Here is an 11837-nt window from a genome sequence, read left to right as displayed (position 1 = left end):
CTAGGCAATTAGCTAAACAAGAACCGGCCTTGCGCCGGTTTTTTTATGCCTGCATTTAGTTGCTTAAAAAACGCGGCCAAGAAAAAGGCCACCCGAAGGTGGCCTCTCTCAAACACTAGGAACAGTCTGCTGAGTATCAGCCGAACTGGTTCATGGTGTTGTCTTTACCGCCGGCTTTCAGAGCGGCTTCGCCAGCGAAGTACTCTTTGTGGTTGTCGCCGATGTCGGAACCAGCCATGTTCTGGTGCTTCACGCAGGCGATGCCCTGACGGATTTCTTGACGCTGAACGCCCTTCACGTAGGCCAGCATGCCTTGGTCGGCGAAGTAGCCTTTGGCCAGGTTGTCGGTAGACAGGGCCGCAGTGTGGTAGGTCGGCAGAGTGATCAGGTGGTGGAAGATACCGGCCTGAGCAGAACCGTCGCGCTGGAAGGTACGGATCTTCTCATCAGCGGCAGCAGCCAGTTCGGTTTCGTCGTACTCAACGCTCATCAGGTTAGCGCGGTCGTAAGCAGAAACGTCCTTGCCTTCAGCAACCATGGCATCGAATACCTGCTGACGGAAGTTCAGAGTCCAGTTGAACGACGGGCTGTTGTTGTACACCAGCTTGGCGTTCGGGATGGTCTTACGAATTTCGTTAACCATTTCTGCGATCTGGCCAACGTGCGGCTTCTCGGTTTCGATCCACAGCAGGTCAGCGCCGTTCTGCAGCGAGGTGATGCAGTCCAGTACGCAGCGCGCTTCACCAGTGCCCTTACGGAACTGGAACAGGTTAGAAGGCAGACGCTTCGGACGCAGCAGCTTGCCGTCACGCTTGATCACTACGTCACCGTTGCCCAGCTCGGCTTCGGAGATTTCGTCGCAATCCAGGAACGAGTTGTACTGGTCGCCCAGGTCGCCCGGCTCGTTGGTTACAGCGATTTGCTTGGTCAGGCCAGCACCCAGGGAGTCAGTACGGGCAACGATCACGCCGTCATCAACGCCCAGCTCAAGGAAGGCGTAACGTACAGCGGCGATCTTGGCCAGGAAGTCAGCGTGCGGAACGGTTACTTTGCCGTCCTGGTGGCCACACTGCTTCTCGTCAGATACTTGGTTTTCGATCTGGATGCAGCAAGCACCGGCTTCGATCATCTTCTTAGCCAGCAGGTAGGTGGCTTCCGGGTTACCGAAACCAGCGTCGATGTCGGCGATGATCGGCACTACGTGAGTTTCGTAGTTGTCGATTTGCTTCTGGATTTCTTCAGCCTTGGCCTTGTCGCCAGCGTCGCGGGCAGCGTCCAGAGCGGTGAACAGCAGGTCCAGCTCACGGCTGTCAGCTTGACGCAGGAAGGTGTACAGCTCTTCGATCAGCGCAGCAACGGCAGTTTTCTCGTGCATGGACTGGTCAGGCAGCGGGCCGAACTCAGAACGCAGAGCAGCAACCATCCAGCCGGACAGGTACAGGTAGCGCTTGTTGGTGGTCTTCAGGTGCTTCTTGATGGAGATCAGCTTCTGCTGACCGATGAAGCCGTGCCAGCAACCCAGCGACTGGGTGTACACAGAAGAATCAGCATCGTACTCAGCCATGTCTTTGCGCATGATGGCCGCAGTGTACTTGGCAACGTCCAGACCGGTCTTGAAGCGGTTCTGGGCACGCATACGAGCTACGGATTCTGGGTTGATGGCGCTCCAGCTGCTGCCGAAAGTTTCTTTCAGAGCGGCAACGGCTTTGATGTCGTTTTGATATGCAGACATGGTCAATCCTACGTTAGTGATTGTTCAAGCACAGTCCGAAGCTAGGCTGGGGCAAACAAGACGATAGGATTGCGAATGGAGGCGGCGTACGAGGAGGCGATACACAGGGACGGCGCAAGGCCGTAACCACACAGTGTTCCCGTCCCTCAGGACGATCTGTTTCCAGTCGTAACCCTACTCAACTGCCTTGTGGGCCCCTGAGACACGAGAAACAACCTGGGGTGACCTGTTGTTTCACGGAGGCATCTAAGCGCCTCTGGCTATCGGGTGCGCAAATGATGCGCTGCAAACCGGCTGACGTCAAATCAATTTTGTAGTGAGTTTGTTGCTGGCACTACAAAAACGACGAGCGTCAGTTCATGGTCTCCACCTTGAGGCGCAAGGTAACGTCCTCACGGCCTTGGGTGGTTTTGTTGCGCAGAAAATCGCTGTCGTTGCCGCTTGATGATTCACTGATGCCGCCAAAGGTCACCCACTCGCCAAGTCGCGTGGTTAGACGCGTGTCGGTGCTCTGGGTGTCGATCACCCCGGGTTGGCTTTGGCTCAGGCGGTCGTTACGGCTGGAAAGGGTGATATGCGCGATATTGCCGCTTAAGGTGACGGTCACGTAGTAGCCGCGGGTGACGTCGCGGTATTGGGTATTACTCCAGCCGCCGTAGGGCGTCACGGTGTTGGTGGTCAGTGGCACGCTTTGGCCGATCTGAATAAACGCGGGATAGCCTTCAGTGGCTTGTACTTGTTGCTGGCCGCCGCCACGGGTTTCGGTGGTGCGGCGAATAATCCGTACTTGGTCTTTGTCGTCGATTTCGCCGTCACCACTGATCACGCTTACGCCGCCGGCGGAGAGTTCGCCGTCAACCCGATAGCCGCGCTCGTTGAGCTGGCTGTCGCTGCTGGTGTCCACGGTAATCAGCAAGCGTTGCGGGCTTTTGTCCAACTGGCGCAGCACGTCCTGCACTTCACGAATCTTCTGGTGTTCGGCATTGATAATCAGCTGATTGCCGTAAGCAGACACGCGGCCTTCGCTGCCCAAAATAGACTGCACTGTGGGCAGCAAATCTTCCGCGGTGTTGTAGTTGAGCTGAATAATCTCAGTGCGCGGCGCGGCCCAGCTTAAGGCGCTGAACAGGCAGAGGGTGAGGGCAAGCAAACGGATCACAGCGGCAGGCTCCGTAGGTTGGGATCGAATTGACTGGTATTCCAATGCTGTTCAAACAGATTAGCGCGCTGGCGGCCTTTTGCCGGCTCGTGATACCACGCGTAGCCGGCGTAGCTGTCGACTTCTGGGCGGCGCAGGTAGGCGCGCTGGTCGACCAGCAAATAGGCATCGCCGCTGTCGGGGTATTCGGGGTGGCGCAGGCGAATGTCGGTTTGCGAGGTGAACTTGCGGCAAAGCTGCAGCAGCACGTGGCCGTGGCGAATCATCCGTTGGCTGTCGCCGAGCAGAATGCGCAGGCGGGCTTTGGGGCTTTGCAGCAAAAAACGCTGGCAGGCGTCGCGTAGCGCGCTGTGGTTATACAGCCAAGGCTCGCCGTCGGGGCTGTACAGGCACAGCTCTAAACGGGCTTGCTGCACTAAAGCCAGTGCGTGGGCGCGGGCGGCGTTGGCTTCGCTAAAGCGCTCAAGACTTAGGTGTTCGCCCAGCACAAAGGGCGCTGGCTCTACGTGGGCGACGTCTTTGCTGATTTCTTCGGGGTTGTGAATGCTAAACCGCCCCGGGGATGCAAACTCGATAGCGGGCAGTTCTTCGCGGGTATCGGGGGCATCGCTGGGGCGGTCTTGGCTCATGCTGGGTGCTCGTAACGCATATCGACGTGGGGAATGCCAGCGTCGTCATAAGGCTCGCTGGTCACTTGATAGCCTAAGCGCTCATAGAAGGCGATGGCGTGAACCTGTGCAGAAAGCAGAAACACACGCATGCCTTGCTCAAGGCCTAACTGCATGGCGGCTTGCATCAACTTAAGGCCGACTTGATGACCGCGCCAGTCTTTTAATACCGCAACACGGCCAATATGCCCATCGGCGAGCAGGCGGGCGGTGCCAATCGCGGTATCGCCGGCCATGGCCAGCAAGTGCTGGCAGCGGGCGTCTTCGGCGTCCCACTCCAGCTCCGCTGGCACAGCTTGTTCGTCAATGAACACGGCTTGGCGAATGGCTGTCAGCAGCGCTTGGTCGGCCTGCCAGTCGGCGAGGCGTACGTGGATATCACTCATCGTCGGCAAACTCCAAGCTGCCTTGTTTGAGCAGTTCTACCAGCAGCAGGCGCGCGTCGTCGAACTCGATCCAATCCAGCAGGTTTTCTGCGTGCAGGCAGTCGGCGGTGCACACCAGTTTTAAGAAGTCGCGCAGCTCAACCGGCATGCCGCGCGATAAGCCGCTGACAAAGATCACTAGGTCATCGTCGCGTTCGGCCCAGGCCAGTCGCGCGCTGGGGTTGCGCACCAGCACGGCACCGTCTTCGAGGGCGTCGAGCAGTTGGTCTTCGTCGATGTCTTCGCCTTCCACCAGCTCCGGGTAGCGCGGCTCGGTCATAAACTGGCCGAACCAAGTCAGCAGCGCGCCTTTGTCTTGCATGTGCTTGTCGAGCAGGGCCTTGAGGCGCTCGAGCGATTCGCCGTCGATCTCGCTGGGGTCTTCTGCGGGCTTGCACGCAGCGTCGCTGTAGCGCTCTTCATCGGGCAAATGCTGAGCGAGGAAGTCGGTGAAGTGGGTCAGCACTTCGGCGGCGCTGGGCGCGCGGAAGCCCACCGAGTAGGTCATGCAATCGTCGCTGTCGGCGGTGCCGAAGTGCGCCAAGCGCGGCGGCAGATAGAGCATGTCGCCGGGGTTTAATACCCAGTCGTCGCTGCCGTTAAATTCGTTAAGAATGCGCAGGTCGCTGTGCTGCATCAGCGGCGAGGTGCTGTCGCACAGCTGGCCGACGCGCCAGCGGCGCTGGCCCATGCCTTGCAGGAGGAATACGTCGTAGTTGTCGTAATGCGGGCCAACGCCGCCGCCATAGGTGGCGTAGCTGATCATCACGTCGTCGATGCGCCAGCTGGGCAGAAAACGGAACTGCTCCAGCAGCTCGGCGACTTCCGGCACGAACTGATCAACCGCCTGCACTAGCAAGGTCCAGTGGCTTTTCGGCAGTTCTTGGAAGTCTTCTTCCACGAAGGGGCCGCGGCGCAGTTCGTAGGGCTCAACGCCTTTTTCCAGAATCAGCCGCGATTCGACTTCTTCTTCCAGCGCAAGACCAGCCAGCTCGTCGGGGCTTAGGGGGCTTTCGAAGTCTTCGATGGCGTTGCGCACCAGTAGCGGCTTTTGCTGCCAATAGTTACGCAGAAATTCGTCGGCAGTCAGGCCGCCCAAAAGGGCGAGGGGGATGTTGTGGGGCATGTTAACTCGCTAAAAAAACAAAAACGCCCGGCCGACTGGCCGGGCGTCGTAAGTGCTTGATTTGCCTTAGATAGCTTTGGCCTGCGCGACCGCGTTGCCGATGTAGTTGGCCGGGGTCATGGCGTGCAGCTCGTCTTTGGCTTGCTGCGGAATCTCAAGGCTGTCGATAAAGACCTTCAGCGCGTCGGCAGTGATGCCTTTGCCGCGGGTCATTTCCTTGAGCTTCTCGTACGGGTTGGCAACGCCGTAGCGGCGCATCACGGTCTGGATCGGCTCGGCGAGCACTTCCCAGCAATTGTTCAGGTCGTCGGCTAGGCGCTGCACGTTGATTTCCAGCTTGCCGATGCCTTTGAGGCTAGCTTCGTAGGCGATCAGGCTGTGCGCTAAGCCTACACCTAAGTTACGCAGTACGGTGGAGTCAGTCAGGTCGCGCTGCCAGCGGGAAATCGGCAACTTGCTGGCCAAGTGCTGCAGCAAGGCGTTGGCGATGCCCAGATTGCCTTCGCTGTTTTCGAAGTCGATCGGGTTGACCTTGTGCGGCATGGTGGACGAGCCCACTTCACCGGCGACGGTTTTTTGCTTGAAGAAGCCCAAGCTGATGTAGCCCCACACATCGCGATCGAAGTCGATCAGGATGGTGTTGAAGCGCGCTACTGCGTCGAACAGCTCGGCGATGTAGTCGTGCGGCTCGATCTGGGTGGTGTAGGGGTTCCATGCCAAGCCCAAATCTTGCTCGATAAAGGCTTGCGCGTTGGCTTGCCAGTCGATTTCGGGATAGGCCGACAGGTGCGCGTTGTAGTTGCCCACCGCGCCATTGATCTTGCCCAGCAGCGGTGCGGCAGCCACTTGAGCGATTTGCCGTTCAAGGCGGTACACGACGTTGGCCATTTCTTTGCCCATGGTGGAGGGCGATGCCGGCTGGCCGTGGGTGCGCGACAGCATGGGCACTTCGGCTTGCTGCTGGGCCAGGGCGCGGATGGCGTTAGCAACTTTGCGCATCAGTGGCAGCAATACTTGGTCGCGGCCTTCGCGCAGCATTAGGGCGTGGGACAGGTTGTTGATGTCCTCGCTGGTGCAGGCGAAGTGGATAAATTCGTTGATCTTGTCCAGCTCAGGCAGGTTTTTTACCTGTTCCTTGAGGAAGTACTCCACGGCTTTCACGTCGTGGTTAGTGGTGCGCTCGATTTCTTTGATGCGCTGCGCGTGTTCCACGTTGAAGTTGTCGGCCAAGTTGTTCAGCAGCGCTTGCGCTTCTGCCGAGAAGGGCGCGACTTCTTGCACTTGCGGGTGCGCGGCCAAGCGTTGCAGCCAGCGGATTTCCACAATAACGCGGAAACGAATCAAACCAAATTCACTGAAGATGGGGCGCAGGGCGTCGGCTTTGCTGGCGTAGCGGCCGTCGACGGGGGAAACCGCCGTGAGCGTGGAAAGCTGCATGGTTGTTCTCGTCAGGAGGGCAAGAAAAAAAGGCGGCAAACTATACACCAAAAGCGCCGTTGGCTCAGCCTTTGTTATTGCTTGGCTGACGATTGGCCCAGAGTGCCGCCAAGCTGGAAATAAAGATCAGCACAGCTCCTATGCAAGACGACAGGCTCGGCACCTCGTGCCACTGCCACCAAGCAATCAGCGCTGAGAACACAATGGCCAGATAAGCAAACGGGCCAATCACCCCTGGCGGCGCCAAACTGTAAGCCTTGGACATGATGATCTGGCTGGTGGTGGCCAACACGCCTACAAGCGCCAGCAGGCTTAACTGCTGCGCGTTAAGTGGCTGCCAAGCCCACAGCATAGGAATGGCCGAGAGCAGGGTGCTGAACAGGGCGAAATAAAACACAATGCGAAACGCCGGCTCGCTGTCACTCATTTCGCGAATCGAGACAAACGCAAAGGCGGCCAGAATGCTCGCGGCAAGGCCGACCAGTGCAATCGCTTCAAAAATTGCGTCCGATGGCTTGGCGACTAACAACACACCGCAAAAGCCGATGGCAGCCGCGGCGGCGATCTTTTTCGTCAGTGGCTCTTTAAGCCAAAAGTAGGCGATAAACGGGGTAAACACCGGCGCCGAATAGGTAAACAGCATGGCGTCGGCCAGCGGCAGGTGGGCGATGGCGTAGAAGAAGCAGTACATCGCCGCCAAGCCAAAAAAGGCCCGCCAAAGGTGTGAGCGTAGTCGCGTAGTTTTCAGTGGCGCCACGCCGCGCCAGAACACTAAAGGCAAGAAGAACAGCACGCCGACGAGATTGCGGAAAAACACCACTGACTCGTTATTCACAGTGGTTGAGAGTTCGCGAATACCCACACCCATGAGGGAGAACAATAACGCGGATAACGCCAGCAGCATGGCGCCGGGCAGAATGCGCTGCTGGCGTGTGGTGATCACTGGGGTTATTCCGGCTGCGTGTGGCGCATCAGGCTGTAGAGGGTTTTCAGCAGCTTGGCGCGGTAGAACACTAAGTGCCAGCGGCGGCCACCCACTTGATGCCACAAGCGTGCCGAACGAATGCCGCACAGCAGCAGGGCGCGTACCTTGTCGGCGTTTTGCGCGACTTGCAGGTGGCGCATATCACCTTGCACCTGAATGCGCAGGCTGAAGGTGCTTAGGGTGTCTTGATAGAGGCTGGCGCAGGCGGCGATCACGTTGTCGTTGACCAAGCCAAAGTGGCCGACTTGTTTCTCGATTTGCTCAAGGCGCCGGCCCATGACTTCCAGCATGTCGTCGCGTTTGGCGAGCATGCGCTCCAGTTGCAGCAGGTTGAGCGAGTAACGCAGCGGCTGACGCTGCAGGGCGTTGGGGTCGCGCTCCAGTGCTGAGGCCAGTGCGCGCATACCATCACGCAGCGCGGTGAAGTCATTGCCGTACACCGCGCCGGTGTCGGCGGGGTTACGCTCCAGCAGGCTATTGAGCATGCAGCTCAGCGGGGTTTCGGCAATGGTGCCGGTGCGCGCGAGCTTATCCACCAGGCTGGTGGCGGTGAACACGCCAACCAAGGCCAGCACTTGTTGTTCGTAGCGATTCATGGGCGCTGAATCCCCGCGTCAGCGGGTTCGGCTTGCTCAATTACACCGCCGCCTAAGCACACCTCGCCGTCGTAAAACACCACGGATTGCCCCGGCGTAACCGCGCGCTGCGGTTGCTCGAAAGTGACGCGATAGCCGTCAGCGGTTTTTTCCAGCACACAGGCTTGGTCGCTCTGCCGATAACGCACTTTGGCGGTTAAGCGGCGCGGGCTGGATAAGTCGATGGGGTTGACCCAGTAGATGTCGCTGGCGTGCAGGGTGCCGCTAAACAGCCAAGGATGATCGTTGCCTTGGCCGACAATCAGCACGTTGCGCGCTAGGTCTTTAGCGAGCACATACCAAGGCTCGTCACTGGCGTCTTTCATGCCGCCGATCCCCAAGCCCTGACGCTGACCGATAGTGTGGTACATCAAGCCGTGATGCTGGCCGATTTCTTCGCCATCAACAGTTTCGATTTTGCCGGGCTGAGCGGGCAGGTACTGCTTTAAGAAGTCACTGAAACGGCGTTCGCCGATAAAGCAAATACCGGTGGAGTCTTTCTTTTTCGCCGTGGCCAGACCGTGCTCTTCGGCAATGCGGCGCACTTTGGGTTTTTCCAGCTCGCCCACGGGGAACAAGGTTTTGCCGATTTGCTCGCCGCCTACCGCATGCAGAAAGTAGCTTTGGTCCTTGTTGCCATCCAAACCTTTAAGCAGCAGCGATTGGCCTTGGCTATCCCGGCGGCGCACATAGTGGCCGGTGGCGATCAGGTCGGCGCCAAGACTTAAGGCATAATCGAGAAAGGCTTTGAACTTGATCTCGCGGTTACACAGGATGTCCGGGTTCGGCGTGCGACCGGCTTTGTATTCAGCCAGAAAGTGCTCAAACACGTTGTCCCAGTATTCAGCGGCAAAGTTGGCGGTGTGCAGCTTCATGCCCAGCTTGTCAGCAACGGCTTGCGCATCGGCCAAGTCTTCTTTGGCGGTGCAGTAGTCGGTGCCGTCGTCTTCGTCCCAGTTTTTCATAAACAGGCCTTCGACCTGATAGCCCTGTTGCTGGAGCAGCAAGGCAGAAACTGAGGAATCTACGCCGCCGGACATGCCGACGATGACGCGGGTATTGGCTGGATCAGGCATGGTGTGTCGGGAATCTGTAAAAGCGCGCGATTGTACTACGAATACACTTAGGCTGGCGCAGCGCTTTCTGCGTGGCTGACTGGGCGCACCAGGCTTAATGGGTAGCGATGGCCGGCAAGGTAGTCGTCAATGCATTCCAGCAGCAAATGGCTGCGCCATTGTTCACGGCAGGCTAGTAGCTCGTCACGGGTTAGCCAGCGTGGGCCGAGAATGCCGTCGTCCAGCACCGCGTCGGGCACCTCGCGGATTGCCTTGGCGGCAAAGCACACGCGCTGATAGGTCACGCCATTAGCCGGCGCGGTGTACAGGTAAATGCCGACTACGCCGGTTAACTCAACCTGCCAGCCGGTTTCCTCAAGGGTTTCACGCAGGGCGGCTTCTAGCAGGGTTTCATCGGCATCCAAATGGCCGGCCGGTTGATTGAGCACCTGGCGGCCGCTGGCGATTTCTTCAACCAGTAAGAAACGGCCGTTATGTTCAACAACCGTTGCGACAGTGACATGGGGCGTGAAACGCATAGCAACATCCTTTCAAGGCAGATCGGGTAAACGCCTGCTAGGCTTTGCCGACACACAGCGGCGGCGGTCATTGTAGCGGTCTGTGGAACTTAGCGAGGTCATTACGATCTTAGCTTGCGGCTAAAGTTCGATGCGCTAAGTGCCTAAGGTGCGTGACTTTTTGTAAGAAAACTACAAAAATAGGCCGCTTCCCGAGCAAGCAAAACAATTTCAACGGCGCTGTATCTGTGACCCAGTACGGCGCTAGTCACCCTAAGCAACGGAGTCCAGCATGGGATACCAGAAGATTGTGGTGCCGGCGGACGGCGACAAAATCACCGTCAATGCCGACCAGTCCCTGAACGTACCGAACAACCCGATCATTCCTTTCATCGAAGGCGATGGCATCGGCGTTGATATCACCCCGGTAATGCAGAAAGTTGTTGATGCCTCAGTAGAGAAAGCCTACGGCGGCAGCAAGAAAATCGCTTGGATGGAAGTCTACGCCGGCGAAAAAGCTACCCGTGAATACACTCCAGACACTTGGCTGCCGGCCGAAACCCTCGAAGCCGTACGCGACTTCGTGGTGTCGATCAAAGGCCCGATGACCACCCCGGTTGGCGGTGGCATTCGCTCGCTGAACGTAGCGCTGCGTCAGGAACTTGACCTGTACGTATGTCTGCGTCCGGTGCGTTATTACGCCGGTACTCCGAGCCCGCTGAAGGCGCCGGAGAAGACCGACATGGTGATCTTCCGTGAGAACACTGAAGACATCTACTGCGGTATCGAATTCCAGGCCGAGACCGATTCGGCGCGCAAAGTAATCGAGTTCCTGCGCACTGAAATGGGCGTGAACAAGATTCGCTTCCCGGAAACTTCCGGTATCGGCGTGAAGCCGGTTTCCCGCGAAGGTACTGAGCGTCTGGTGCGCAAGGCCATTCAGTACGCGATCGACAACGACCGCGACTCTGTGACCTTGGTCCACAAGGGCAACATCATGAAGTTCACCGAAGGTGGCTTCCGTGATTGGGGCTACGGCTTGGCGCAGAAAGAGTTCGGCGCACAGCTGATCGACAACGGCCCGTGGTGCTCGTTCAAGAACCCGAAAACTGGCCGCGACATCGTGGTGAAAGACTCCATCGCCGACGCCTTCCTGCAGCAAATCCTGCTGCGTCCGGATGAGTACGATGTGATCGCGACCCTGAACCTGAACGGCGACTACGTGTCTGACGCACTGGCTGCACAAGTAGGCGGTATCGGTATTGCACCGGGCGCCAACCTGTCTGACAGCGTGGCTATGTTCGAGGCGACTCACGGTACTGCACCGAAGTACGCCGGTCAGGACAAAGTGAACCCCGGTTCGCTGATCCTGTCTGCGGAAATGATGCTGCGCCACATGGGTTGGACTGAAGCCGCCGACCTGATCGTCAAGGGCATGGAAGGCGCGATTGCTGCCAAGACCGTGACCTATGACTTCGAGCGTTTGATGGATGGCGCTAAGCTGCTGTCTTGCTCCGAGTTTGGCGACGCTATGATCGCCAACATGTAAGAGCCTCGCGCTTAACAACAAACCTCGGCCAAGTGCCGGGGTTTGTTGTTTTATTACCAGATTTTTTGTGTGGCTACCCAGCGCATGGCTGGATAGCTACATGGTTTTAGCGCAGCACAACGTTCAGTGCTTGGCTTTGCCCTTGCGTGGCAGCATTCACTAAACGTTCGCGGGCCTGGCTGTTTAGGTCAGCAAAACTCACGACGGTATGGCTATGCCCAAGGCGCAGCGCTTGTTCGGCCAGTTGCAGGGCGCTTTGCCCAGCTTTGGGCACCAGCATCAGAATGCGCTCACGGTTTACCCCGCTTTGTCGTAGCCACTGACGGTTCAGTGCTTTGGGTGGTGCAATCAGCGTCAGCCAGCGATCACCTTGCTCGGCGCTTAATTCACGCAACATTGGCGTGAGTAAGTGCAGGCTAAGACTGCTGCTGCCACTTAAGCTCAACTCGTTTAAGCGGTTTTCCGCGCTGGTGGCGTCTGCTTGAAACAGACCCAGCTGTGCCGAGTGGGTTTGCGGGGTAGCTGAGGAAAGCGCGTACTGCATCTGT

Annotated in this window: 12 protein-coding genes; 1 reads left to right on the top strand and 11 read right to left on the bottom strand. The window is 58.0% G+C overall.

The genetic code is table 11. The annotated features are described in order from the left end of the window. Window positions 1-136: 136 nt before the first annotated feature. From BMX80_RS14265 to BMX80_RS14220, 10 genes are all read right to left on the bottom strand, one after another. A complete protein-coding gene (locus BMX80_RS14265; protein WP_074869735.1) occupies window positions 137-1732 on the bottom strand; it encodes an isocitrate lyase in 1596 nt (531 codons plus the stop codon). A 352-nt stretch (window positions 1733-2084) separates the two neighbouring features. Beyond that, complete coding sequence (locus tag BMX80_RS14260; protein WP_235821653.1) at window positions 2085-2888, bottom strand: secretin N-terminal domain-containing protein; 804 nt, start codon at window positions 2886-2888, stop codon at window positions 2085-2087. Then, window positions 2888-3520 carry a DUF7931 domain-containing protein gene (locus BMX80_RS14255; protein WP_074869729.1) on the bottom strand — a complete coding sequence of 211 codons (633 nt, stop codon included), beginning with the start codon at window positions 3518-3520 and terminating at the stop codon, window positions 2888-2890. Before BMX80_RS14255 ends, BMX80_RS14260 begins: the two co-directional genes overlap by 1 nt. Next, a complete protein-coding gene (locus BMX80_RS14250) occupies window positions 3517-3945 on the bottom strand; it encodes a GNAT family N-acetyltransferase (protein ID WP_074869726.1) in 429 nt (142 codons plus the stop codon). Before BMX80_RS14250 ends, BMX80_RS14255 begins: the two co-directional genes overlap by 4 nt. After that, window positions 3938-5110: a ribosomal protein uL16 3-hydroxylase gene (locus BMX80_RS14245; RefSeq protein WP_074869723.1), complete on the bottom strand. Its 1173-nt coding sequence runs from the start codon at window positions 5108-5110 to the stop codon at window positions 3938-3940. Before BMX80_RS14245 ends, BMX80_RS14250 begins: the two co-directional genes overlap by 8 nt. A 66-nt stretch (window positions 5111-5176) precedes the next feature. Beyond that, entirely contained in the window at window positions 5177-6547 is a 1371-nt protein-coding gene (purB, locus tag BMX80_RS14240) for an adenylosuccinate lyase (RefSeq protein ID WP_074869721.1), read from the bottom strand. 64 nt (window positions 6548-6611) lie between these two features. Continuing rightward, window positions 6612-7451: a DMT family transporter gene (locus BMX80_RS14235; RefSeq protein ID WP_074869818.1), complete on the bottom strand. Its 840-nt coding sequence runs from the start codon at window positions 7449-7451 to the stop codon at window positions 6612-6614. A gap of 44 nt (window positions 7452-7495) precedes the next feature. Then, on the bottom strand, window positions 7496-8128 hold the full coding sequence (gene hflD, locus BMX80_RS14230) for a high frequency lysogenization protein HflD (protein ID WP_074869716.1): 633 nt from the start codon (window positions 8126-8128) through the stop codon (window positions 7496-7498). Beyond that, complete coding sequence (gene mnmA, locus BMX80_RS14225) at window positions 8125-9243, bottom strand: tRNA 2-thiouridine(34) synthase MnmA (protein ID WP_074869713.1); 1119 nt, start codon at window positions 9241-9243, stop codon at window positions 8125-8127. The genes hflD and mnmA overlap by 4 nt, the downstream gene beginning before the upstream one ends. A gap of 47 nt (window positions 9244-9290) precedes the next feature. Beyond that, window positions 9291-9761, bottom strand: coding sequence for an NUDIX hydrolase (locus tag BMX80_RS14220; protein WP_074869710.1), 471 nt, complete (start codon window positions 9759-9761; stop codon window positions 9291-9293). 271 nt (window positions 9762-10032) lie between these two features. Between BMX80_RS14220 and icd the strand changes: the two genes are divergently transcribed. Beyond that, complete coding sequence (icd, locus tag BMX80_RS14215; protein WP_071872400.1) at window positions 10033-11289, top strand: NADP-dependent isocitrate dehydrogenase; 1257 nt, start codon at window positions 10033-10035, stop codon at window positions 11287-11289. 106 nt (window positions 11290-11395) lie between these two features. Here the strand turns inward: icd and sulA are convergent, their stop codons facing one another. Next, on the bottom strand, window positions 11396-11833 hold the full coding sequence (gene sulA, locus BMX80_RS14210) for an SOS-induced cell division inhibitor SulA (RefSeq protein WP_074869707.1): 438 nt from the start codon (window positions 11831-11833) through the stop codon (window positions 11396-11398). Window positions 11834-11837: the final 4 nt, after the last annotated feature.

This window comes from Atopomonas hussainii (assembly GCF_900109735.1).
Taxonomy (GTDB): domain Bacteria; phylum Pseudomonadota; class Gammaproteobacteria; order Pseudomonadales; family Pseudomonadaceae; genus Atopomonas; species Atopomonas hussainii.
Note: the sequence above shows the minus strand (reverse complement) of the source record. Positions and strands in the feature narration are given on the sequence as shown.